General features: G+C 59.1%; 21 protein-coding genes and 1 pseudogene. 10 read left to right on the top strand and 12 right to left on the bottom strand.

Going from position 1 to position 24,626, the window contains the following annotated elements; genetic code table 11:
* Positions 1-13: 13 nt before the first annotated feature.
* Positions 14-1,234: an FtsX-like permease family protein gene (locus SCM96_04365; protein MDW7759856.1), complete on the bottom strand. Its 1,221-nt coding sequence runs from the start codon at positions 1,232-1,234 to the stop codon at positions 14-16.
* Positions 1,235-1,246: 12 nt separating this feature from the next.
* Positions 1,247-2,029, bottom strand: a complete 783-nt coding sequence (locus tag SCM96_04360) for an outer membrane lipoprotein-sorting protein (GenBank protein ID MDW7759855.1) — start codon at positions 2,027-2,029, stop codon at positions 1,247-1,249.
* 104 nt (positions 2,030-2,133) lie between these two features.
* Between SCM96_04360 and SCM96_04355 the strand changes: the two genes are divergently transcribed.
* Positions 2,134-3,711 carry a radical SAM protein gene (locus tag SCM96_04355; GenBank protein MDW7759854.1) on the top strand — a complete coding sequence of 526 codons (1,578 nt, stop codon included), beginning with the start codon at positions 2,134-2,136 and terminating at the stop codon, positions 3,709-3,711.
* A gap of 33 nt (positions 3,712-3,744) precedes the next feature.
* Here the strand turns inward: SCM96_04355 and SCM96_04350 are convergent, their stop codons facing one another.
* Positions 3,745-4,872 (bottom strand): UDP-galactopyranose mutase, encoded by a 1,128-nt coding sequence (locus tag SCM96_04350; protein ID MDW7759853.1) that lies wholly within the window; start codon positions 4,870-4,872, stop codon positions 3,745-3,747.
* A gap of 101 nt (positions 4,873-4,973) precedes the next feature.
* Here SCM96_04350 and SCM96_04345 point away from each other — a divergent pair, with 101 nt between their 5' ends.
* Both SCM96_04345 and SCM96_04340 read left to right on the top strand, forming a co-directional pair.
* The gene (locus SCM96_04345) at positions 4,974-6,047 is read left to right on the top strand and encodes a glycosyltransferase (GenBank protein ID MDW7759852.1); all 1,074 of its coding nucleotides are present in this window, start codon (positions 4,974-4,976) and stop codon (positions 6,045-6,047) included.
* 65 nt (positions 6,048-6,112) lie between these two features.
* Positions 6,113-7,231 (top strand): annotated as a pseudogene (locus SCM96_04340) (geranylgeranyl reductase family protein).
* Between the two features lie 54 nt (positions 7,232-7,285).
* Here SCM96_04340 and SCM96_04335 read toward each other — a convergent pair.
* From SCM96_04335 to SCM96_04325, 3 genes are read right to left on the bottom strand one after another with little or no spacing between them, the layout of a single operon-like run.
* Positions 7,286-8,371: a geranylgeranylglycerol-phosphate geranylgeranyltransferase gene (locus tag SCM96_04335; GenBank protein ID MDW7759851.1), complete on the bottom strand. Its 1,086-nt coding sequence runs from the start codon at positions 8,369-8,371 to the stop codon at positions 7,286-7,288.
* Positions 8,372-9,133, bottom strand: coding sequence for a geranylgeranylglyceryl/heptaprenylglyceryl phosphate synthase (locus SCM96_04330; protein MDW7759850.1), 762 nt, complete (start codon positions 9,131-9,133; stop codon positions 8,372-8,374).
* The gene (locus tag SCM96_04325; GenBank protein ID MDW7759849.1) at positions 9,108-10,550 is read right to left on the bottom strand and encodes a radical SAM protein; all 1,443 of its coding nucleotides are present in this window, start codon (positions 10,548-10,550) and stop codon (positions 9,108-9,110) included. Before SCM96_04325 ends, SCM96_04330 begins: the two co-directional genes overlap by 26 nt.
* 112 nt (positions 10,551-10,662) lie before the next feature.
* Here SCM96_04325 and SCM96_04320 point away from each other — a divergent pair, with 112 nt between their 5' ends.
* Complete coding sequence (locus SCM96_04320) at positions 10,663-11,442, top strand: hypothetical protein (protein MDW7759848.1); 780 nt, start codon at positions 10,663-10,665, stop codon at positions 11,440-11,442.
* Between the two features lie 100 nt (positions 11,443-11,542).
* Here SCM96_04320 and SCM96_04315 read toward each other — a convergent pair whose 3' ends face one another.
* Entirely contained in the window at positions 11,543-12,544 is a 1,002-nt protein-coding gene (locus SCM96_04315) for an outer membrane beta-barrel protein (protein MDW7759847.1), read from the bottom strand.
* Between the two features lie 151 nt (positions 12,545-12,695).
* On the opposite strand from SCM96_04315, the gene SCM96_04310 reads away from it, so the two are divergent.
* The gene (locus SCM96_04310) at positions 12,696-13,358 is read left to right on the top strand and encodes an HAD-IA family hydrolase (protein ID MDW7759846.1); all 663 of its coding nucleotides are present in this window, start codon (positions 12,696-12,698) and stop codon (positions 13,356-13,358) included.
* Positions 13,359-13,383: 25 nt separating this feature from the next.
* Here SCM96_04310 and SCM96_04305 read toward each other — a convergent pair whose 3' ends face one another.
* From SCM96_04305 to SCM96_04295, 3 genes are read right to left on the bottom strand one after another with little or no spacing between them, the layout of a single operon-like run.
* Positions 13,384-14,337: a radical SAM protein gene (locus tag SCM96_04305; protein MDW7759845.1), complete on the bottom strand. Its 954-nt coding sequence runs from the start codon at positions 14,335-14,337 to the stop codon at positions 13,384-13,386.
* Positions 14,334-15,224, bottom strand: a complete 891-nt coding sequence (locus SCM96_04300; protein ID MDW7759844.1) for an NAD(P)/FAD-dependent oxidoreductase — start codon at positions 15,222-15,224, stop codon at positions 14,334-14,336. Before SCM96_04300 ends, SCM96_04305 begins: the two co-directional genes overlap by 4 nt.
* Positions 15,214-15,876, bottom strand: a complete 663-nt coding sequence (locus SCM96_04295; GenBank protein ID MDW7759843.1) for an isochorismatase family cysteine hydrolase — start codon at positions 15,874-15,876, stop codon at positions 15,214-15,216. The genes SCM96_04300 and SCM96_04295 overlap by 11 nt, the downstream gene beginning before the upstream one ends.
* Positions 15,877-16,112: 236 nt before the next feature.
* Between SCM96_04295 and nuoE the strand changes: the two genes are divergently transcribed.
* The 4 genes from nuoE to SCM96_04275 are packed head-to-tail and all read left to right on the top strand — an operon-like array spanning position 16,113 to position 22,033.
* Positions 16,113-16,577: an NADH-quinone oxidoreductase subunit NuoE gene (nuoE, locus tag SCM96_04290; protein ID MDW7759842.1), complete on the top strand. Its 465-nt coding sequence runs from the start codon at positions 16,113-16,115 to the stop codon at positions 16,575-16,577.
* Positions 16,578-16,585: 8 nt separating this feature from the next.
* The gene (nuoF, locus tag SCM96_04285; protein ID MDW7759841.1) at positions 16,586-19,750 is read left to right on the top strand and encodes an NADH-quinone oxidoreductase subunit NuoF; all 3,165 of its coding nucleotides are present in this window, start codon (positions 16,586-16,588) and stop codon (positions 19,748-19,750) included.
* On the top strand, positions 19,747-20,442 hold the full coding sequence (locus SCM96_04280) for a 2Fe-2S iron-sulfur cluster-binding protein (protein MDW7759840.1): 696 nt from the start codon (positions 19,747-19,749) through the stop codon (positions 20,440-20,442). Before nuoF ends, SCM96_04280 begins: the two co-directional genes overlap by 4 nt.
* 13 nt (positions 20,443-20,455) lie before the next feature.
* Positions 20,456-22,033 carry an FMN-binding glutamate synthase family protein gene (locus SCM96_04275; protein ID MDW7759839.1) on the top strand — a complete coding sequence of 526 codons (1,578 nt, stop codon included), beginning with the start codon at positions 20,456-20,458 and terminating at the stop codon, positions 22,031-22,033.
* 51 nt (positions 22,034-22,084) lie between these two features.
* On the opposite strand, the gene SCM96_04270 is transcribed toward SCM96_04275, so the two are convergent.
* Together SCM96_04270 and SCM96_04265 are read right to left on the bottom strand one after the other, a co-directional pair.
* Positions 22,085-22,933, bottom strand: coding sequence for a DpnII family type II restriction endonuclease (locus tag SCM96_04270; GenBank protein ID MDW7759838.1), 849 nt, complete (start codon positions 22,931-22,933; stop codon positions 22,085-22,087).
* Positions 22,934-23,929 (bottom strand): DNA adenine methylase, encoded by a 996-nt coding sequence (locus SCM96_04265; protein ID MDW7759837.1) that lies wholly within the window; start codon positions 23,927-23,929, stop codon positions 22,934-22,936.
* A gap of 315 nt (positions 23,930-24,244) precedes the next feature.
* Between SCM96_04265 and SCM96_04260 the strand changes: the two genes are divergently transcribed.
* Entirely contained in the window at positions 24,245-24,610 is a 366-nt protein-coding gene (locus SCM96_04260) for a hypothetical protein (GenBank protein ID MDW7759836.1), read from the top strand.
* The last annotated feature ends 16 nt before the right edge of the window (positions 24,611-24,626 follow it).

The following is a 24,626-nucleotide window of genomic DNA, read 5'->3' as shown; positions in this document are numbered from 1 at the left end:
CCTTCGCCCCGGATCAATACCGGCCATGCAGAGTCCGAACGGGATCCAGGCGCGCCGCGGTCAAAGCCGGGTAAAGTGCGGCCGGAATGCAGACCGCCCAGATGCACAGAACCGGCAACATGATGTTTTTCCAGCCGAGAGCGGCCCGCCAGACCGCGCTGTGGATGAAGGTCGTCATTTTCATTTTTATGGGAAATCCCCCGAGATCCAGTCCTGTATCCGCAAGATAGAGTGAGGCGGCCGCCCCCAACGCCGCACCGGCGATCGTGGCGCACAGGCAGAGAAGCGCGGATTCAGCAAGAATCATGCCGATGATCCGCCGCGGCGCCGTCCCCAGAGCTTTCATGATCCCGAACTCCCGGGTGCGTTCGTAAGTCGCCATGAGCATCGTGTTCGTGATGCCCAGACCCGCAACAAGAAAAAAGCAGATGCTGAAGACCCAGACGGCTTTCCGGGCGTTCTGCACCGTTCCCGCAAACAGGGGGAGGATTTCCCGCCAGGTCTTCACATCGACACCGGGGGCGGCGGCGCGAATCCGATTTCTCAATCGATCCGCTGAAATGCGCCCGCCGGAATTGACCGCAATTTCGTGAACGGCACCGCCGGAGACGAAAAGATCGGCGAAGTCCCGCTCATGAATGATCGCGGCCGACAGATCGATTTCAGCGCCGGAGGTTTGAAGAATCCCGCGAAGGATGAAGACCTCGTTTCCTAGCGAACCGTCCGCCGCCTGCACGACCGCATCCAGCTCATCGCCGACGCCGGCCCTCAGGGAGTGGGCCAGGTTTTCTCCCAGAACGATCTCTCTTTCCGGCTGATCGGACAGGAACGCGCCGGCCAGGATCCTTTCCGGCAATGAGAATGCCTTTCTCTCAGCGGCCGGATCGACGCCCCAAAACCGGCAGCCGGAGGACCGGACGTCGCGGGCCAGAAGGCCGTCGCCGTAGCTTCGCGGGGCCGCTTTGGCGGCCGATTGCTCGACGATCCGGAGGATTCCCGCCGGATCATCGAGCGTCCGGTAGAGAGATCGCTCATCGAAATAGCCCGGAGCATGGATCTGAACCTCGCCTGCGGATATCGAAGTGATGTTGTTTTCGATATCGCCGATGAGCCCGTCCAGAAGAGCGAAACTGACGATGAGAACCGCCGTGGCGAAGGCCAGAGACGTGAGCGTGATCATGGTGCGCTTCCTGTTTCGCCCCAGGTTGCGCCAGGCATAGGCAAGAATAGACACCGATGATTCCCGTTATCTTTGCAGCGCGCGCAGCGAGAAGAATGCGTCGTCCAGGTCGGGATTGAAGACAAGATCGCGATAGACGACGTCCGTGAACTCCCCGGGTTTCTCCGCGGGAGTCATACGTTGGCGCCGGGGAAGCCGCCGGCCGCCCAGAGGTCCGATGTCGGAAAATTCCAGCGTCCGCACCAACCCGCCGTTTTCGTCGTAGTATCGAATCCAGCGCGGCAGGTCCAGATCCGTGTTCACCACGACCCGGATCGAGCCCCAAACGACGGGCGCATCCGGTTTCGGAGTGCCGGTGATCTCCACCAGAAGTCCGGATTCCGTAGCTTCTTCATTCGTGACGGCCGACAGGAAATCATCGGCCAGCCGCCTGTCCTTCAACATGTCGTCGTACGTGAAGTGGCTTCCCATCCAGGAGGAGGCCAGCGATACGGACGGCACCTTGATGACGCGGTTGGTTTTGGGAAGGTAGTTCCAGATGTCCGACCCGGATCTCAGGGTTGCCGTGCCCTTCTCCTTTTTGGGAGAGAGAATCCGCACCAGGAACCGGTCATCGCCTTTCGTCGAAAATTGCACCTCGAGCGTCCGAGTCCAATGCTCGGCCTGAACCGTCATGACCAGGATGCCGGAGGAGGAATCGCCGTGCATCATCTTGTCGACGCGCTCCAGAATCTCCCTGGGATTGTGTTCGGCTCGTTTCCCCGGCTCGAAGGCGGCGGCCGCGGAACAGAGGATGCAGAGGCAGACCGCGGTTCCGATGGTGCGCCTCAAAGATCCGTTGTGTTTCATGTCCGGTCGCATCTCTCTCAGGAAAGAATATACCATAGAAACTCCTTATGGGGCAGGCCGCGGCGAGATTGACACCCGGGTTCTCTCAAACTATAGTCGTCGTCATGGGCCGCGGTTATTCGATCGTCTTGACGGCCTCGCGCGCCGAAATGAGCCAATTCGGCCCCGAAATCGGATTGCCCGCCGATGCCTTCGAAGCCTTCAAATGCACGTTCCCCCGGATTCCTGCGGGATTATACCTGGAAAAGTTTTTTGCTCCGGTCGCCCATGCCGACGGCCGCGCCCGCTTCGCGCCTTACGGCCTGAGAAAAATCGAGGCGGCCTTGTCCGAGGCCGAAGACGACGGCGGCGTTGTCGTCTGCCATCCCGACCATCTGGAATCTTGCGTCGGCGACGGGACCGAAATTCTCGGCATTTCGACCATGGACCCCCTGGGGCTCGCCTACGTCAGCACGACCTACAACTCCCTGGTGGGATTCGGGGGAGAGTCCGTCAATGCCTATGAATTCAAACGACTGCTCCGGAAAGCCCGACGGCTCAAACGCGGGAAAACCTTCAAAATCGTCGTCGGGGGGGAAGCCGTCTGGCAAATCGATCATTCCGGAAAACAGGCGGAACTGGGCATCGATCATCTGGTGTCGGGACGGTCGGAGTCGGACATTCCGGCCGTATTCGAATCCATCCGCAGAGGAGCGGCGCCCCGGGTCATCCGCCTCAAGCCGTCCGGACGCAGCGGCGAAGCTCCCGCGATTCGCGCCCCGGCGATATTCGGCGACGTGGAAATCACCCGGGGTTGCGGAAGAGGCTGTGCCTTCTGTTCGCCGAACCTGCAGAAAAAGCACTCCGTGGCCCTCGAAACCGTCCTGAGCGAGATCGATACGAACATCCGGGGCGGCGGCGATGCGGCCTTCATCGTCACCGACGACATGTTTCTCTACCGTTCGCAACGCAACTTCGAGCCGGACCGGAAAGCTCTCGCCGGCCTTTTCGAGGCCGTGGCGGCCCGGCCGGGCCTCCGGCATATCCACCTGTCTCACGCCTCGATCGCACCCGTCCTCGTCGATCCCAAGTTGCTGCCCGAACTCGCCCCCATCTTCGTCGAAAAATCGTCGCGGACCCTGAGAGGCAAACCTTACGCCACGGTTGAAATCGGCATCGAATCCGGAAGCCCGCGGATCATGAGCCGGCACATGCCGGGAAAAGCCCTTCCCCTGGACGCGGACGGCTGGCCAGACATCGTCTGTGAGGGTGTCGCCGCATTCAACGCCAACCGGATCTATCCCCTGGCCACGATCATCGTGGGGTGGCCGGGTGAGGACGAAAACGACGCCCTTCGGACGGCCGGGCTCATCGAGCGGCTCCACCGGCAGAACGCCGTTCTCTTTTACACCCCGATCCTTTTCATCCCCCTGGACCGGACGCCCCTGGGCCGATCGAAGCGGATCAGCCTGGACGGCCTGACGGACACGCAACTGGCCGTCATCGAGCGCTGTTGGGAATTGAACGTCTCGATCTGGGGAAGCGAGGTGCCGGCGCCCATCCTGAAAATCGTCGGAGTGGGAGCCAAAGGCATCGGAATGTGGAGGCGGCTGACGGGCGCGCGCACGGCCGGCATTTCCAACCGCTTCGCCGATTTCATGCTTCGGACGAAATTCCCCTGCGATCCCGAAGCCTGCCGGTGAGGGCGCACGCGTTATCAGGGGAACCGCATCCGATCAATATTTCGCCCGGATGGCCGCAATTTTTTCGAACCGGACCGCCGGGCTGAGCCGGGGATAATGCTCAATGACCGGCAACATTCTGAAAGCGACTTCAACGGCTTGGTCCATGTTCAAATATTTCGAAAACCCCATTCTTCCCACCGGGCAAATCCGGGTCGCGCAGATCGCCCTTAAACACCTGATGTAAGCCTGCTCGTTCTCCGTCGTAGCGACCGGATACATGGGAATTCGGCCGTTTTCCGCAGCCACGGGTTCCTGGTATTGAATCCAATTGCGGCGGGATTGCCGGCGGTGGAGGATCTTGAAGTTGCATTTCCTGATGTATGTCCCATCCTGGGGAAGATTGATGGTCCCAAAAGCGTCATGTTCCCAGGGCGCGTCGGCCTGATAATCGAACCGAAGACTCCGATAGGCCAGCCGTCCGAAACGGAAAGCCAACATCTCGTCGATCGGAGCCGATGACACCACAACATCATACGAATCGCCGGTGTCAAACGGCGTATGGAGCTTCACGGGAATGCTTTCGAGCATGCTTTCCAGAAACGCCGAATAGCCGCGGGACGGCAAGCCCTGCCATTCGCCGCGAAACAAGTCCCCGGCGGGGCCATCCCGGAGCTCAAGTCTCCTTAAGGCCATGTCGGCGGACAAATGGACCGGATCCACCCCCCACATCCGGGTTGTATAATTCCGAATGAACAATCGATAAAGCGTCTCTCCGAAAAGCGAAAGCGCGGCCGTTTCGAAATTCGTCGCGTCAACCTCGTCCGGCAGATTTTCAAGTTCACGGCAGATCCTCTCCCGGGAATCGAGGGCCGACAGGGATTCCCGGCTGATCGGATACGGGAACAGTTTCCCATGGATTATGATCCCCTTGCGGTGAACATAGCCGTTGAATTCGGCGAATCTTCGGACAAAAGCGATGACATCCGGTTTCCGGGAGTGAAACGTCCTCGCTCCGAAGGGTTCGTATTGCAGTCCGTTGGGGCTGATTCTCGTGATGCACAGACCGCCGACATGGCTCTCCTTTTCGACGACAAGGATGCGATGTCCCCGATCCCGAAGCAGCCTGGCGACTGCGGCGCCGCTCAATCCCGCCCCGACAACAAGAATCTTCAAGGACATTTGACAATTTCGACCGTTCTCAGGATACTGTTTGGCCATGAGAGAACCTACAAGAATGCGTTAAGGGTGTCAACCTGTTCACAATCATTCTTATTGTGTACATGCTTTATCTGGCCGTGTCCCTCGCTGCGTTTTTCCTCACGGCCAAGACGGATGACACTCCGACCGCCGACGAACCGCGCCGGTTTGTCTCTGTTGTCCTGACCGCGCGGAACGAGGAGAACAACATCCGGGAGTGCCTCGAATCGCTCAAGAACCAGGACTGGCCCCGGGATCAATACGAGGTCGTTATCGTGGACGATCATTCCAAAGACAAGACTCCGGAGATCATCCGAGTCTATTCGGATTCGCTGGAGAATTTTCGCTCTTTCCGGCTGAGAGGAGGATCTCCGGGAAGAAAAAAGGCTCTGGCGTTCGGTATCGAAAAAGCCCGGGGAGAGATCATCATGCAGATCGACGCCGACTGTGTCGCCGGGTCAAGGTGGATATCCGAACTGTCCTCCCGGCTCCGCGGCGGAGATGCCATTGTGGGCGGGGCCTATTTGATCCGCGAAAACACCCGGATCGCGGCCGATATGCAAGCCCTGGAATTCCTCTACATGTTTTCCATCGGGAAATCCCTGGCGCGAACCTTTCGGACATGCAGCTTGTTCGGGGGAAACATGGCATTCAGTAAAAAGGCTTATGTGCAGGCCGGCGGATATCAAAAAATGAGCTCGGGTGCCCTGTTGGATTATCGGCTTGTCCGGGCCTGTCACAAGCATCGATGTGGGGGAGCTCGCCTGATATTCCATGCCGACACAGCCGTTTTCACCCGGCCCATGAGAAGCCTGAAGGACAATATCCGGCAAAAAAAGCGCTGGACCTCCGGCTTCTTTTATCCGATGCGAGGATGGAGAATTCTGGTCCCGTTTCTTATGGCGCTTTATCTGGGCGTCTCCATTTACCCGGTATTCACAACATCCCTTCCATTATTCGTGATGATTCGTCTGCTCGCCGACATCATGATCATGCTCAACCCCATGAGACATTTCCGGCAATTCCGCTTCCTTCCCTATGCGGTTTTATTTCAATTCTATCTTGTCGTCATGGTCATGACAGTGGGCACCACCCTGATTGTTTCCGGAAACCCCGGCCGGGACATCTCCCGGCTCTCCGATCCCAAACCGGGTTGAACGGCAAGGCCGGGCCGTCTATAATCGGCGGAGCGCCGAAACGCCGCAAAAAAACCGAGGGCGACATGAACGGAAACATCCGTATCGATCGGGAGATCTGCTGTATCTGCGGAGGATGTGTCGGAATCTGTCCGTCGGAAGCCCTGATCCTGGGGCACGGCGGACTCCATCTCGATGAGGCCGCCTGCACAGCGTGCGGGTTATGCGTTGCTTTCTGCCCCGTCCGGGCCGTTTCCCGAACCTCGGACAAGACGTGTTCGACTTCGTCGGAGACGATCGATACGGATGTCGTCGTCGTGGGCGCCGGACCCGCCGGCAGTGTCTGCGCCGAACGTCTGGCCCGGTCGGGGATCCGGACGATCGTCGTCGAAAAGCGGCGGGAAATCGGCGCGCCGAAACGATGCGCCGAGGGCATCAGCTCCCAAACCTTCAAAGATCTGGACATGGAGGTCGATCCCGGCTGGGTGGCCGCCCGCATCCAAAGCGCCGTTCTCCATGCGCCGGACGGAACGGCCGTGCGGTGGAAATCCCGATCGCAGGAGGATTGGGGCTATATCCTCGAAAGAAAGGTTTTTGAAAAACACCTGGCCCGGAATGCCGTTCTGGCGGGAGCGCGCTATCTGATTCAAACGGAGGCTGTCGGCGTTATCCGGGATCATGGAACCGTTGCGGGCGTGGAATTCCGAAGCCGCGGCAAAAAGGGATTCATCACGGCCCGAATCGTGATCGCGGCGGACGGGCCGGACTCCATGATCGCCAAATGGGCCGGACTGGACAGCAGAAACAGGCAGGAAGCCTACATCAGCGGAATCCAATATGAGATGGCCGGCCTTCGCCATATCGACGAAACCGCGATCCACCTCTATTTCGGAAACGGCATTGCCCCGGGCGGATACGCCTGGATCTTCCCCAAGGGACCGAGCATGGCCAACGTCGGCCTCGGCATCAAGACGGACAAATCCGAGGGGAAAAGCGCAAAAGATTTCCTGGACCTGTTCATCCGCGATCGTCCGGATATTTTCGGGCGGGCCTCGGCCGTCGAGATCAACTGCGGCGGAGTCCCGACGGACGGATCGATCCCGGCTCTTGCGGGAGACGGCCTGCTGATTGTCGGAGACGCCGGTCACCTCGTCAACCCGGCGACCGGAGGCGGGATGAAACTGGCCATGATGTCGGGCCGGATGGCGGCCGAAATCGCCGCCGATGCCGTCCGAAAGAACTCCGTCACGCGCGAAAGCTTAAGCCGTTATGAAACGCTCTGGAAAGCGCAACACGGCCGGAAAACGGCGCGGATGCTCAAGCTCAACACATTCCACGAACGTCTCTCCGACACGGACCTGAATCGCCTCGCCCGGCTGATCTCGGGAGAGACACTGGACGATCTTTCCCGGGGATCTTTTGCCGGGATAACGAAAATCCTGACGAAAAACGCCACCGATCTCGCCCGTTACGCCGTCAAATACCTCATGTCCTGAGCCTCGGCTTCTCTTGTCCGTCGACAAGACACCGAAGACATAGGCCAGGAGAACCAGAATCACGGCGATTTTGATCGACCTCTGGGCCGCACGCGGATTCGGAAAGAAGGAATAAACGACGGTTGCGGCGGCGGGAACGGCGAAAACCGGGAAAAGAACGTTCATCCCCAGATTCAAGGACGGAAGAACAATCAGGGGAACCGCGGGAAGAGCCGCCAGAACGGCCGCCGTTCGCGCCCGGCCCGGACCGACGCGGATCGGCAGGGTCGCCGCCGCGCCTCCTTCCCTGTCACCTTCCATATCCTCGATGTCCTTGAGGATTTCTCTCGATGTCATAATGAAAAACGCGCTCAGGCTCAAGGCCAGGATATTGACATCCGGATGTCCCTGAATGATCGCAGCGAAGAGAAAGACCGATGCCGTCAGCCAGCCGACCGCGAGATTGGCGAGCAGACCCAGGGACTTGGACCAACGGGCATAGATGACAAGAATCAGGATGTTCGCGGCGGCGAAGGCCGCGACTTTGAGGCCAAGAGCCAGGCTCAGCCCCAGACCCAGCGAAAGCAGAATCCAGGAGAAAACGACGGCCTGCCGGCCGGTGATCCGACCCGAAGGAATCGGCCTCCGCGGCCTGTTCACCTTGTCGATATGGCGATCAAAAAAATCATTGAGGGCGTTTCCTCCCGAAAGGATGAGCCAGACGATCCCGGCCCCGAGAAAAACCGCGGGCCGGATATCGAAGGACCGGGCGGTCACGACGCCGGCCATCACCGTCGATAAAACGGCGATCAAACCGTTGGGAAGCCGGATGAGAGATAAAAAGCCGGATATCGTCGTTCCCTTCGCCATTTATCGACGGCCGGGCCGGAACGCTTTGATGGTCCGGATGATGGCTTCGAGACGGGCCGGATCCCGCTCGACGATCGTGCCGGTGACGACGGCGTCGGCGCCGGCTTCCGCCGTTTGGAGGGCCCGGCGCGGGCTGCGGATGCCTCCACCAACAATGAGAGGCACCGAGATTTCCCCCCTCACGGCCCGGATCATCCGCGGCGGCACGGGCTTGTCCGCGCCCGATCCCGCCTCAAGATAGACACAGCTCATTCCGAGATATTCGGCCGCGAGCGCATAGTCCCTGGCTTTTCGAACATCGCAACTTCCGATGGCTTCCAGTCTGACCTTCTTTTCCACGGTCGTCGGCTTCCGGCTCGTGCCGACAACGATATAGGCCATGGAAATCGGGCGGAGGCCGGCCCTTTTTACAGCGGCGGCAGCCCGAACTTGCTCGCCGATCAGAAACCGAGATCCGCGGGAGTTGAGAAGCGACATGAAAAATATTTCGTCCGCGTGCCGGGATACGGATTCGGCGGAGTTCGGAAACAGAATGACGGGCCGGTCCGTATGTTTGCGGATCGTCTTCAGGGCGGTTTCCAGCCGGCGCCGTCCGAAAGGACCGGACCCGCCGACCATGAAGGCATCCGTGCCGAACCGGCAACACATCCGAACGACTTCGGCCAGCCGCTTGGGGGTTTGGCTGTCGGGATCGATCAACGTGAAATGCAGGACCTCCCGGCGGTCCCTCAGGCGTTCAATCACGGACGGTTTTGAAGGCATGCTCCACCTCATCCCGGTAGCCGAGATTGTTGTAGGCGCAGAAGGGGATGATCCGGCCGTCCGGGACGGCATAATGAATGACGCAGCGCCGCACACGCTCCCCGTCGAAATTCCAGGCATCCATGAAATGCATGCAGGAAACCAGCACGACCTTGAAGTGGAAATCGGCCAGGGCCTCAAACGTTCCCATTCTTAAAATGGGCAGAAGAAATCTCCTCAACATGCCGATCTTGACATGGCGGAGAGAGAAAAGGAGCATCAGGCCCGCCAAGCTCCGATATCCTTTCGCGGCCGTTCGTGATATGCGCCCCAGGGAACGGAGAAATTTATTCACATTCACGTGCCGGTTGATCGCCGTGATCCGGCCGTCTTCGACAAAAAAATAAGTGCCGGCGCCGCAGTGGGGATGGGCGGTGAACTCGGGAAAAACCTCGCCCTTCAGAGCGCCGACGGCCTTGGCGACGGGAACGACGCTTGGCACCGGATAAAAATCCGAGGCCCGGATGTCGCCCTGTGTCTGCTCCTCGACAAGGGCCAGAACATCCGGGATCGTGATGCGCCCGGTCCGGTCCGCTTCGTCAGGCCTCCGTCCGGTGAAGGCCACCGGTTGAATGTTGACGCAGCGGATGATGTCGCGGTTTTGGGCCGCATAGCGGATGATCTCTCCGAGATGCCCGTCATTCACGCCTTTGATCAGGGTGACGACCAGTACAACGCTGGGGATCTCCGCCCGGCGGCAGTTCTCGATCGCCTGTCTTTTGATTTCGACAAGGTCCCGGCCCCGTATGCGGCGATGAACCTCGGCATCCGGCGAGTCGAACTGAAGATAGACCGTATGCAGACCGGCATCCTTCAGACTTCGGCATAAATCGAGGCTTTCGGCCAGCCGGATCCCGTTGGTGTTGACCTCGATATTCAGGAAACCGAGGTCCCGGGCCATGGCCACGAGGTCGGCCAGGTCGGGCCTGAGAGTCGGCTCTCCTCCGGAAAACTGCAGCGCCGGGGTCGGCAGGGGCCGGTTGTTGCGGACGTTTTCCAGCATGGCCCGGATTTGATCCCGGGTCGGTTCGTAGACATAACCGCGGACCCCGGAATTCGCGAAGCAGACGGGGCAGCGGAGGTTACATCTGTTGGTCACATCCACGATCGCCAAAAGGGTGGTGGATTTATGGCCGGGACAGAGGCCGCAGTCGAGAGGACAGCCGCGGTCTTCCCGAGTCCGCGGGTTCTCGATGCCTTCGCCCTCATGGCGAAACGACTCGAACCTTTCGAACTGCCGGGAATCGGACCAATAGACATCCTGAAAACGGCCGTGGCGGGGGCACGTCTTGTCGAGCAGAATCCGCCCGCCGTCCAGATAAACCCGGGCCTCGACCACTTTTCGGCATTCCGGACATAGGGATGAGATCGTTTTCAATTCCCGGAAATCATACCTTAGGCGGCAATACGATTCAACACGAGGCGCCAACCTCGATTGTGGAAACAGCCGGATTTTGGAAGAGGCGTTTCTTCTGATATGATGGCTTCAAATGAAGGCAATATTCATCGGGACAATCCTGCTGATCCTTGTCTCCGGAGCGGTGCTCGGCGGCCCGGTCGAAGACAAGCGCGAAACATGGGAGTTTGAATGCGCCTGGGGCCCCTGGACTCTGTCCCCATTCCGGTCTCCCGTCGAGAGGGAAAGCGAGGCCGCGATCCGGAGCGCTTTCGTCCAACTCATCGACTCCGCCTACCTGGATCGCATCGTCTCCGTCGATGCCGTACAGGCTGATCTGGATTCCTCGGGCACAAATCTTTCCCTGGCCGCATGGCATCACATCCAGCCGGGAGCGGTTTCTCTGGGTATCCGCATCGGTTGGGCCGATTACCGCATCCCCTTCCGGGTTTCTTCCCGCCACGAAATCGGCCTGTTCGGATTTCCTCTGGGCGAGCTGGAAACCCATGGAGACGGCACGGTTCGCATCCGTTCGGTCATGGTGAACATGATCGCCCGTTGGAACGCCGTCCGGAACGAGAGATATCGCCTTTCCGTTTATGGAGGGGCGGCCGTCCTCCCCTTCACGGGAAATTTGGATGTCGACGGATCGGCCGTCTTGCGGACACCTCTGGGAGAGATCCGGGCTCAGGCCCGCGAAAGTTTCGAACTCGACACCCTCAGGGCTTGGGATCCCCGGACCCCCTCCCTCATCACGGCGCCCGTCATCGGCATTTCCGGACGAGCCCTGGCGTGGAGACGTCTGGGCTTTCTTCTGGATGTCGGTTTCGCCCATGGAACGGCCCTATCGGCCGGTCTTTTCTTCATCTTATAAAAAAGAAGCCGCGTTGTCGGCGGGAGGACGCGCGAATCTCGCTTTTCCCGCAGGCAACGCGGCTTGAACGACTTTCTTGTCGCCTATCGATTCCGGTTTCTTAGAATCTGATGCCGCCCACAATCAGGATTGTGCTGGTCTTGGTCCAGTTCTCCGCGGCGATGATGCCTTCATCCGGATTGTCCTTCGTGAGATTGGCCAAGCCGAGGTGATACCGGGCTTCGATGAAGATCGGAAACGACCCGGTATTCATTTCATATCCCAGGCCGAAAACGATTCCGTAGTCGATCGAGTTGATATCGTCCTTGAAGTCCTCGGTGTCGGTTTCCTTCTCCCCGGACTCAAGATCCGTGATCGTATACTTCGACTTCGCAGAAAGAACATAAGCCACTTCGCCTCCGGCCAATGCATACGGCGTCGAGCCGGGCATAAACCGGATCTTGGCCATGACGGGAAGGCTGATCATGTCAATGCTGATGGGGAAGCTGAACTTGACTCCGTCTTCCTCGCCGGAATATTTCACGCCCTTCTGCAGGTAAAGAACGTTCATGCCGAAACCGAACTGTCCTCCGCTGTCGAATCCGATTCCGCCGGCAAGGCCCATCTTGGATTTTTTGTATTTATCGAATTCGGCGGTTTCTTCGGTGGGATACCGGAGGCTGGCCATGGCCAGGCCGCCGATCGCCTTGAATCCGCCCATGCCGTAGTCGGAACGATAAGAGACGGGCGCCATGCGTCTTTCGACGGGCTGACGGGGTTCTTCGCGGACGGGCTCTCGGACGGGTCGCCGGGGTTCTTCACGGACGGGTTCCGGCTCCCTGGGCGCACCGGCGACAACATCGACAACCTGCTGGTGAATGTAACCCGATATGGCGGCTCCTGAGGCATCCGTCACGGTGATCTCATACCAGTCGCCGATTCTCTGGCGGGCTTCGAGCAGCGTGTCGGCGGGGATTTTCTTGACAACGGTGCTGTTCATGTCGGGTTCGGCCCGAACATTGGCGACCTGAACCTTGACTTTAAGAACGATCGCCTGCTCCGCGGTTAAAACCGGGGCGGCCACCAGCGAAACCAGAACAAATAAAAATACCAGTTTTTTCATAGAACCTCCTTCGCGTTTAACTGCCGAAAAAATATCGACATTCATCGAAACGTATCTCAGCACAAAAGGCCGCCTCTGTCAATTCCCCGATTTTCACCGAAAACATTGACTTTGCGCTCTCGTCCCATGTATTTTGGAGATTCGCAAACAGATGAACGAACTGAATACCGTCCTTTTCGACTTCGACGGCACGCTGGCCGACACCCGTCAAGCTCTTCTTCAAGTCTACCGGCGTTTGGCGACAAAATACAATTTCCCGGAGTGGCCCAAGGAGAAGCTGGAAGAGCTGTGGAGGCTGCCGATCCTTGAACGCTTGAATAAAGCCGGAGTCCCTCTCAGTCTTCTGCCCCGGCTGGCCCGCGAAACACGGGCCATTGTCAGCGAGTTCATGCACCAGGCCGTCCCCTATCCGGGAGTCCACGACATGCTCACCTCCCTGGCGGATAAAGGATTCCGCATTTATATCCTTTCCTCGAATTCGGAGCAGAACATCCGGACCTTCCTGAACGATCACGGCATGACCGACATCTTCAAAAAAATCCATACGGCCAAAAATCTCCTCGGCAAACATGCCGCCATCCGGAGTTTTCTGATCCGCAACCGCATCAAGAAGGCGGAGGCCGTCTATGTGGGCGACGAGCTGAGAGATATCACAGCCTGCAAAAAAGTCCCCATCCGGGTTATCGCGGTCTCCTGGGGATACGACATCCTTTCCCTCCTGCGCCAGGGCCGACCCGACGCCATCGCCGACTCTCCCTCGGATATTCTTCCGATCCTTGAGAGCGGCTTTGCGGACCGAATGTCATCCGGATGAAATTTGCTGTGTTGTGGCTTATGTGTTACTTATCGAAGCCAAGCAACGGAGGGTAAGAATAGCCGTCGGCCAGGGGGGCCGGGCTTTCCAGGTGGCGGCGTAGATATTGCCCGCAATTGCTGCCGATTTGGTTTTCCTCGGCTTCCCCGACGCTCACAATCACCCGGTAGCCGGCCGCACGCAGGAAGTCGGCCGCCGCCGCATCGGCCTCGGGGGCATCCGGATCGACTGCGGACGCAAGACGGTTGTCGCGAGCTCGATAGGTCGGGTTGAGGGGCGTGATCTTGATTAGAAAAAGTTCCGGATCGAAGTGGTCCTTCAGGATTGCGGGATCGACCGGAGCTTCCCGCGGCAGGGCGAAATTGAGAACGATCTTCCGGTCGCCCGGAGCGAAAAAGCGGCGTCCGTAGGCGGCCATCTCGGAGAAGCTCCACGTCTTCGCGGGAATCAGTTTGCCCCGCCAAGCCGCGTCCGTGGAATGGATGGAAAACTGGAACTGGAAACGCCCCCCGGCATAACGGCGGCGCTTGATGTCGATCAGGGCTTCGAAAAAGTCTTCTGCACCGGCCGGGGCGATCGTCGATAGAGACGGCATAAGACCGGGAGCGTCCAAACGCGACGGCAGTTCGTCCAAGACATCGAGCACGGCCGGATTGAGCGCCGGTTCCCCCATGCGGGCGAATTGGATCTTGAACTGCTCGCACGGGACATGTCCGTCGGGATAACGGCGGCGGACCAGAAAATCGATCTGGGCCAGAATCTCGTCCTTGGAAAGAAGACCCTGATAACCGCCTCCGGCGTCGCACATCGCACACCCGATCGGACAGCCGCACAGCGTGGAAATCAGAAGCACCCATTTCCTGAGGCGCGGAATCGGCGGCTGAACGGATTCGACCAGCTCGATTTTGCGTCCGTCTCCGATATCGGCGATGTAGACCATGGCCACATCCTCGGTTCCCGCGGCAGCCAGGATTTTCATTCTCCGGCCTCCTTCATGAGCCTGTGGATTTCCATGGCCGCCCGGATTCCGTCTCCCGCGGCGATCGAGGCCTGCCGGCAGAGGCCGTTATGGATGTCCCCCGCCGGAAAAAGCCGGCCGGATGCGCGAAGCACCGGGATGTTTTCAAGAAGTTCGCGAGAAAGACAGCCCGTCTCCGGATCGCGGCCGACGGCGAAGATCACGGCATCGACGTCCAGACGGAAATCGCTTCCCTTCCACGTTCCGCAAACAGATGCGCCGCCGGACGGCACCGGGGCCAGGCGGAGGACGTTCACATGATTTCGGATGTCGATGCATGCGTTTTTTGCGGCCCTTTCCCGGAGGAGAGACAGGCACCGGACGCCGGCGCTGCGTTTCAAGAGAGTCACATCATTCCTTTCCGAAAGACCGATGGCATAGTCGAAAGCCGCATCGCCCGCTCCGACAACGGCAATCCGAAGACCCGAGGCCTCGCGCAGGGCGACGACTTCGGTGTGGATGCGGCCCTCCATCTCCGGAGGAATTTCGCATCCGGCCGGCCCCCGGGCTTTTGTTCCCGAGGCCAAAACGATCCTGCGGGCCAGGTAATTCCGGGCGCGGCCTTTGATCCGGAAAACCTTGTCTTCGTCCACGATCGAGACAATCTCATCCTTCGTCAGAACGGCGCCGAAACTTTCGGCATGGCGCCGCATTAAGCGGACGAGATCGGGGCCGGACAGGCCGTCCGGAAACCCGGGATAATTCTCGACCCAATGAGCATTCAGAAGCAACCCGCCCGGATCGGCCCGTTCCAAAAGCCTTGCGGATATCCCCATGCGGGCCAGTTGCATGGCGGCCGCAAGCCCGGCCGGACCGGCTCCGATAACGGCCACGGGTTCAACCTTCATCGCCTCTCGCAGCCTCCAGGATCGTCTCCGACAGGGTCAAGACGGCAAAACCATGGGCCAGGTTGAGAAGGCTGGCCCGATGGAAAGCTTCCGTATACGTGGCCGTTCCGTCCACAGTGAAGAAAACATCAAAACCGCGCATGAAGGCGGACCGGGCCGTCGTCTCGCAGCACAGGTGCGTCATCACACCGCAGATCACCACCTGGTCGACGCCGCCGCCGCGCAACATCTCCTCGAGCGGCGTCCGGAAAAACGCATCGTAACGGCTCTTGAGGATGACCCGGTCCGAAGGCCTGTGGAATTCGGGAATCAGCGCCGACAAGGGGTTGTCGGGGGCGATTCTGTTTCTCCACCAGTCCGCCATGCGGCCGGCATCCTCCGGCGTGTTGACATGGCGTGTGAAAATCGCCGGCCGATTGCGGATTTCATAGGCCTCGGCCAGAGCCCTGATTCGGGGAATAACAGCCGGGGCACTCGGGATATAGGCGTGGGAGGATGGGTCCATAAAGACGCGCTGCATGTCCAAAACCAGGAGGGCCGAGCGAAGAAAATCAAAACCGGGGGGCCGAGCCGGTTGCAGGCCGGAATATTCCCTCAGAAAGTCCCGGCTTCGACTCTCGATCGTCTCGGGCGTGACATACAGCTTTTTCATGACACCTTTAGCGGACAAACGGCATTCTTTGTTGCATTCTTCTTGACAACAGCTCTTTTTCTCTGGTATAAACCGTTTCTGTATTTATTTTCGCACCTCCGGCTCGATGGGTGCGAGGAGCAAGTCATATTATCATTATCCGCCGCTCCCTCCAAGACCCCGGGGCCCCGGCCGGCCGCCGGCCGATACACGGACCATCCGATTTTTACGATACTAATCTTTCAATCCGGAGGTGAATGTTGCGTGTAGAGACGGCGAAAATTCAATCGCTCGTCGACAGACACGGCGGAAACAAGAAAGCTCTCATCGCCATCCTGCAGGACATCCAGGAGGAATACAACTATCTTCCCCGAGACTGTCTGAAACAGGTGGCCAAGGCGCTCAACATTCCGCTCGTCGATGTCATCGGCGTGGCGACGTTCTATCGGGCCTTCAGCCTGGCCCCTCGCGGGAAGCACACCTGTACGGTTTGCCTGGGAACGGCCTGCCATGTCCGGGGAGGTCCCAAGATCCTGGACGAATTCGAGCGCCAGCTCAAGGTGAAACCGGGCCAGACCACCAAGGACGGACAATTCACCCTGGACACCGTGGCCTGCCTGGGGTGTTGTGCCATCGGTCCCGTCGTCGTGGTCGACAAGGACTACCATGCCCATACCTCCATGCGCAAGGTCGTCCCGATCCTGAAGAAGTACAAGAAATGAGACGCGCCATGAAACATGAGGCCAAGTTCAAAACCGCCCGGGAATTCACGGCCTATGCGAACGGGATCGTCCGCGACCGCAAGGCGGACACCCGAACGGTTCTCACCGTATCGGCCGGCACATGCGGCCGGGCCCGTGGTTCGCTGAAAGTCATCGCCGCTCTGGGCCGGGCCGTCAAGGATCTGCGCCTACAAAAGCGCGTTCAGGTCCGGGTTTCAGGCTGCCACGGATTCTGCGAGGCCGAACCCAACATCATCATCACTCCGCGGGATATCTTCTACCAGAAAGTGCAGCCGCGGGACAGCCGGGCCATCGTCAGGGAAACCGTCAAAAACGACAGAATCATTCAGAAACTCCTTTACACGGAACCCGAAACCGGGATTGAGGCCGCCAAGGAGTCGGACATCCCTTTCTATAAGAAGCAAAAACGCATTGTCCTCGGCGACAATCCCCGGATCGACCCAACGCAGATCGAAGATTATTTCGCGATCGGCGGATACCGGACGTTTGTCAAGGCCCTGACCCGGATGTCCCCCGACGAGGTCGTCGCCGCCGTCAAGGAATCGGGACTTCGGGGCCGGGGCGGCGCCGGATTCCCCACCGGAGTCAAATGGGAACTGGCCCGGGCGGCCAAAGGCGACGTCAAATACGTCATCTGCAACGCCGATGAAGGTGACCCGGGCGCCTATATGGATCGCAGTCTTCTCGAAGGGAACCCGCACCGTGTGCTCGAAGGCATGATGATCGGCGCCTACGCCATCGGGGCCGGAACGGGCTATATCTACGCCCGCGACGAGTATCCCCTGGCCGTCAAGCACGTCTCCCTGGCCATCGCCGATCTTTACCGGCTCGGTCTTCTGGGAAAAAACATCCTGGGCACCGGCTTCGATTTCGACATCCTTATCGCCAAGGGCGCCGGCGCCTTTGTCTGCGGCGAGGAGACCGCGCTCATCGCCTCCATCGAGGGCAAAGTCGGCGAGCCGCGGCAGCGCCCGCCGTTCCCGGCCCAGAAGGGCCTCTGGAAGAAGCCGACCAACATCAACAACGTCGAAACATGGGGAACCGTCCCCATCATCGTCGACAAGGGCGCCGAATGGTTCGCCCGGATCGGAACGGACGGAAGCAAGGGCACCAAGATCTTCTCGCTTGTCGGCAAGATCAACAACACCGGCCTCGTCGAAGTCCCGATGGGCATGAGCCTCCGGGAAATCATCTACGATGTCGGCGGCGGGATCCCCGGCGGCCGGGCCTTCAAGGCCGTCCAGACCGGAGGCCCTTCGGGAGGGTGCATTCCCAAGGAAATGCTCGATCTGCCCATCGATTACCAGAGCCTGAGCCAGGCCGGCTCCATCATGGGCTCGGGCGGCATGATCGTCATGGACGACAAGACCTGCATGGTCGACATCGCCAAGTATTTTCTGAATTTCCTTCAGGACGAATCGTGCGGCAAATGCGTCTCCTGCCGCGAAGGCACCCGGCGCATGTACGAAATCGTCAAGGCCGTCACGGACGGCCGGGCCGTGCCGTCCGATCTCGCCGTTCTCGAGGAACTTGCCGCCGCGGTCAAGGACGCCTCCCTCTGCGGGCTCGGTCAGACGGCGGCCAACCCCGTTCTCTCCACCCTCAAGTATTTCCGGGACGAATACGAAAAACACGTTCTCGAGAAAAAATGCCCGGCCATGGTCTGCAAGGAGATTGTCTCCGCCCCCTGCCACTACACATGTCCCATCGACCAGGAGGCCGCCACTTACATCGCCCTTACGGCCGCAAAGAAGTTCAAGGAAGCTTTCGAAATTATCCGCAAGGACAACCCCCTGCCCTCGGTCTGCGGCCGGGTCTGCAGCCGGACCTGCGAGTCGTCCTGCCGGGCCGGCGAAATCGGCGAACCCATCGCCATCCGGGCCATCAAGAGATTCGTCACGGACTGGGGGCGGGCCAACGGCCTCGACTCCCCACCGAAATTCCCGGTCACCAAAAGCGAAAAGGTGGCCATTATCGGTGCCGGACCGGCCGGACTCGCGGCCGGCTATGCTCTGGCCGCAAAAGGCTATCCGGTCCGGATTTTCGAATCCCTCCCCGTCGCCGGCGGCATGCTCCAGGTCACGATCCCCGATCACCGTCTCCCCAAGGATATCCTGAAGCACGACATCGATTACCTGGTCAAATCCGGTCTCAACATCAAGACCAACATGACGCTGGGCAAGGACTTCAGCCTGGACGACCTTTTCCAACAGGGTTATCAATGCGTTTTCCTGGCGACCGGGGCCCACAAACCCATCGAAATCGGGGTCCCGGGAGAGGAAGCCGAGGGCGTTCTCCAATCCCTCGAATACCTGAAAGAGCACCATCTCGGCATCCCCGTCAACCTGGGCGCCGAAGTGGTCGTCATCGGCGGCGGCAACTCGGCCGTCGACGCCGCGCGGGTGGCCTTCCGGGACAAAAAGGTCAAAAAGGTCACCGTGCTCTATCGGCGCACCCGGAAAGAAATGCCGGCTTACCCGGAAGAGGTCGAAGCGGCCCTGGAAGAGGGCATCGACATCCAATTTCTCGTCGCACCGATCCGGGTCCGGACCGAAAACGACCGGGTCGTCGGCGTGGAATGCCTGCGGATGAAACTCGGCGAAAGGGACGAAAGCGGCCGGGCCCGCCCGGTCCCCGTGCCCGGATCCGAATTCCAAGCCAAGGCGGACACGCTGATTCTGGCCATCAGCGAACGCGCCTACACGCCCTACCTCAGAGAAAGCGACGGCCTGACCCTGGATTCGAAATGGGGAACGATCATCGTGGATCCGGCCACGCTGGCCACGACACGACCGGGAGTTTTCGCGGGCGGCGACGTCGTTACGGGCCCGAGCAGTGTCGTCGACGCCATCGCCGCCGGCAAACTGGCCGCGCGGTCCATCGAAAATTACCTGGAGGGCCGCATCATTCCCCGGACACACAGCCTCACGCGGCCCAGCCTTTATGTCCCGCCGGTCAAACTTTCCGAAGAGGAAGCCCAGAACGCCAAGCGGGAAAAGATGCCGCACCTCTCCCCGGCGAAAAGAAGAACCGGGCACGAGGAGGTCGAGCTGGGTTTCACGAAAGACATGGCTGTGCGTGAAGCCCGCCGTTGCCTTCGATGCGAGCTCGATACCGAGGACGGCAAAAAAGCCACAGGACGGGAAATATGATCGACCTCATACTCAACGGTTTGGAAGTCAAGGCCGAGGAAGGCTGGACTCTTCTGGAGACCGCCCGATTCTACGGTCTCGAAATCCCGACGCTCTGCCACAACGACGGATTGACGCCCTTCGGAGGCTGCCGTCTCTGCGTGGTGGAGATCGGGGAGGGGCCGCGGGCCAAACTGGTGTCCTCCTGCACCTATCCGGCGGAGGCGGGCTTGGTCGTCCGGACGGACACGCGGCGCGTCATCGCCGCCCGGCGGATGATGATCGAGCTCATGCTTTCGGTCGCCCCCGGGTCGAAACAGCTTCAGGACCTGGCCTCCAAGTTCGGCGTCACCCAGGTGAGGTTCACCCCCCGCAACGAGGAGTGCATCCTGTGCGGGTTGTGTGTCCGAATGTGCGCCGAACAGATGGACGGCCGGGCCATCGGGTTCCAGCAGCGCGGCTACAAAAAAAAAATCTCGACGCCGTTCGACATGCGTTCGGAGGAGTGCCGCCTCTGCGGCGCCTGCATGTACATCTGCCCGGTCTGTCAGCTCCGCTGCCAGGGCCCTTCGGCGGACACCGTGCTCTGCAACGCCTGTCTGACCATGGATCCGACCTGCCTCGACCACCACGAGGATCTCCAGTGCTGGATGTACGACGCGGGCCGCTGCGGAACCTGCGTTCAGGATCAGGATAAGAAAAAGGAATCTTAGGAGGTAAACGACAATGTCCTATACACGACTCAACCGGAGCGCGGCGACGCTCACCAAGAACCGGACCGAGGGATCGGTCAGCCCATTCAGCGGCATGTGCGTGACCTGCGTCGACGGCTGCATCGGGATGTGCGAAATCGGAAAATCCGCCTACCGGGGCGCCGAGGTTCTCTATCCCCAGCCCTTCGGCATCATCACGGCGGCCTCGGAAAAGGAGTACCCCGTCGACCTGTCCCACTTCAGCATCATGGGAACGGCCGTCGGAGCCTGGGGAGTCGCCGCCGACAGCGACATCGCCACCTTCGAAAAGGTCTCCGTCGAAACGGCGATCGGCCGCGACAAGGGCATCAAGCTCCGCCTGCCCTTTGTCATCCCCGGCATGGGATCGACCAACGTGGCCAAGCAGAACTGGGAAGGTCTGGCCGCAGGCGCCGCGATCTCGGGCGTCATTCTGACCGTCGGCGAGAACGTCTGCGCCATGGACCCGGATTCGGAAATCAAGAAGGGCCGTATCGTCCGTTCGGCGGACATGGAGATGCGTGTCGGAAGTTTCAAAAAATGGTCCGACGGCTACGGGACGGTCGTCGTTCAGGCCAACGTCGAGGACACCCGGCTCGGCGTTCAGGAATATGCCATCGAAAAACTGGGGGTCGAAGCCGTCGAGCTTAAATGGGGACAGGGCGCCAAGGACATCGGAGGCGAGGTCAAGCTCCACAGTCTCGAGAAAGCCCAGGAACTGAAAAAACGGGGTTACATCGTGCTCCCCGATCCCGAGGATCCGGCCGTCGTCGCCGCCTTCAAGAAAGGCTCCTTCAAGGAATTCGAGCGGCATTCCCGTCTCGGCATGGTCGAGGAGGAATCCTTCATGAAGCGGGTCGAGGAGCTGCGGAAGGCCGGCGCCAAGTACGTCTTCCTCAAGACGGGGGCCTACCGACCGGCCGACCTGGCCCGGGCCGTCAAATTCGCCTCCAAGGCCAAGCTCGACATGCTGACCGTTGACGGGGCCGGCGGCGGAACAGGTATGAGCCCCTGGCGGATGATGAACGAATGGGGCATCCCCAGCGTCGAAATCTGGAGTCTGACCCACAAATACGCCCAAATGTTGGACAAGGCCGGAGAATACGTGCCGGACATCGTTTTCGCCGGCGGAATCACTTTCGAGGATCAGATCTTCAAGGCACTCGCCATGGGCGCCCCTTACGTCAAGGCGATCGGCATGGCTCGAAGCGCCCTGGCCGCGGCCATGGTCGGGAAAACCATCGGCAAACGGATCCAGGAAGGCCAAATCCCGGTCTATGTCGAAAGGTTCGGCACCACGGTCGACGAGATCTTTGTGACGGCTCCCGACCTGCGTCATCGTTTCGGAAAGAAGTTCGATGAAATTCCGGCCGGGGCACTGGGCGTTTACAGCTACTTCACACGGCTCAGTCAGGGCGTGCGCCAGCTCATGGCCGGCGAGAGAAAGTTCAACCTCGGCTACATCAGCCGGGACGACATCGCCGCCCTGACCCGGGACGCAGCCGATATCAGCGGCATCCCCTTCATCACGGACGTGGACAAGGAGGAGGTCGAAAAGATCCTCAAGGGATAAAGAGCACCGATCGTTTAAAGCAGCCATCACAACGGGCGGATCGTTGCACGGCTACTCATTTTCCCAGATGTGTCGTATTACGACAGCCAGGTCGGAAAGGCGAACCCTTGTATAGATCATATCAATCAGATTCTCATCGTGGAACTCAACGATTTTTCGCAGATCACTGACGCGGTTGTGCCATCCACGACCGTCGGTGACCAGGAAGAAATACATATGAAAGTCTTTGGCTTGGGCAATTTTCAGGATGTCGCCGATAAAGTCCGTCAACTTGCTCCCGGTGGCTTCGAATCCTTTGGCCTCGATGACGACTTTTGGACGATCGCGACCGGGTATGGCAAAATCGCATTTGGCCGTTGCTCCCCTTTTCCCAAGGAAGGAGACACCCCGGTCGAAGGGGATCCGCAGTTCCTTCAATACTGCGGCCACATCATCCTCGAGACTACGGCCTCGCCGCTGTCCTGCTATTGCACGACCGCGACTCATCTTGTAGCGCTCAATCAAGATATCTTCAGCCTGCCACCGGCGTTCGAGGTGACTCTGGATAAGCTCAGGAAATTTTAGCGAATCGAGTGCCTTGGTCAACCGCTCCGGTTCCTGTCGCGCCATGGCTTGCAGTTTCGTCCACGAGACGCGCACTCCGAGAGCCTCGCAGAAGACATGAGCGGCCGGTTCTTGACCTTTGCCAAGGAAGAGCCGGCAGATCTCAAGAAACCTTGGGTCCGTGCGCAGCTCTGCCAATAAATCATCCGCCATCACCGGACGATTTAACCCCCGCAGGCGCCCGAGTGAAAGTTTGATAAGCGACTCTAAAGCCCGGGCTTTCTCATCCATCCAGTCGGAAGGAAGCTCTTCAATCTCTCCAAGAATTTCTTCAAGGGTGACCTTCCTGAGTTGCATTTAGACTCCGACGATGAGGTATTCCCGAACCGCGGCTCTATCGGGGGACACATTGCGATGTGTCCCAAAATGATAGCGATGATCCGTTTCAAAGACTCTGACGCTGCTTTTATAACGCCTCATAAGCGAGACCAATGTCTCAAGGTCCGGATAACCGTTGGATGAATAGGACAGGACAAGGATGCTCGAGCCGAAACGGGAAAACATCCGGTCGAAGGCCGCCAGAGCCGTACGTCGATAAGAGAAAGGAGTGAAGCGCTTCTTGATCTTCTTGACTTTCGAAGTCTCAAGGATTTCCGCATCCTCAGCTTTCCAGTAGGTCGCCAAACCCTCCAGAAAGTGATAGCGTTTGATGTAACAGTTGTCATCGGCTCGCGGGACATAGGGAGGATCCATATAAACCAAATCATAGCCAAGGGGTTCAATCTCGAAGATGTCCCGTCGGGTCGCCCGGCAAGGACGGCCGCTATCGAAGACCGCGCGATTAAAGGCTTTCACCGACTCAACGAAATGCTCCTCCAAGGTCAGCGTCAGGTCACGCCTTCCATCCTTATACCGCTCAGGATCCGCTACGGTGAAAACTCCTCTAGGTTGACGTTTCAAACAGGAACGAATAAGTGCTGCCAAAGCCAGCGCCCGGAGCCGTCCCGAAGGCAGAGCGGGCAGGTTTGCCCAGACATTGTCAAGGAATCGCAAATCTCCTGATTCGAAGAAGATCCCGCTGAAGGTTTTTTCTATGAATCGGTCCCGCGAGACTTTATCGGCCGTAAGAATTTCGATATGCTCACTCGAAAGGCGTTGATCCGAATTGGCCACTGCAGCCTCTGCAATGATCGATGCGAAGGACAGAAAGTCATTGGCCATGACTTTCTTGCCCATCGCTTTGAGCAAGTAGGCCACACACCCGCTGCCGGAAAACGCGTCCAGCGCCGAGTCGAACTTGAGACCCCAAAGGATCTCATGAATCCAGGGAAGAAGCCGATGTTTGCTTCCCATGTAACGCAGCTGGGGATATTCCGACACTCGCTGAGGAAACGTCGGCATTCCCCACAGAGTCTGTTGCTCACGGGCTGCAGATGTCACCATATCCGTTTTCTCTCGAACCGACTCCGGAAAAGCGTTCGCCCCTTTCATTTAACCCCTGTAACGAACCAAATCTCGACTTGCATGAGTTGCCGAATGAGGAATTTCAGTATAGGTTTAGTTTTATAACATGTCAAGAACAGACGGCAACTCGATCTTTTTTTGACCGCCGCGGTCATTATTGATAAAATACTGATAAAAGACACAGATTTCAGGAGAAAAATCAATATGCCGAAACAATTCCTTTCGATGTTATGCCTGCTTTTGTTGTTAACATCCTCGGCCTACGCCAACCGAACTGCGGTGTCCCTGGATGGTCCGGAGTCCGCGGCCGCCGGGACCGAAATCACCCTGACCGTCAAGGTTTCCCACAGAGGAAACAGCGCCTTCCATTACACGAACTGGGCGGTCGTCAAGGCCGACGGCGAGGAAATCGCCCGCTGGGATTTCAAATCCTCCGAGCGGCCGGAGAGCGAAAACTTCACCCGGGAAATCAAATACACGGTCGAGAAGACCGTGGAAATCACGGCCCAGGGCAACTGCAGCATTCACGGCAGCGAAGGACCGGCCGTGTTGAAAATCACGGTCGAGTAATTTCCGCAAGGGTGGC

Source organism: Acidobacteriota bacterium (assembly GCA_033549365.1).
GTDB lineage: Bacteria > Acidobacteriota > Aminicenantia > Aminicenantales > Saccharicenantaceae > JAWSUF01.
This window is presented reverse-complemented; position numbering and strand designations above follow the sequence as displayed.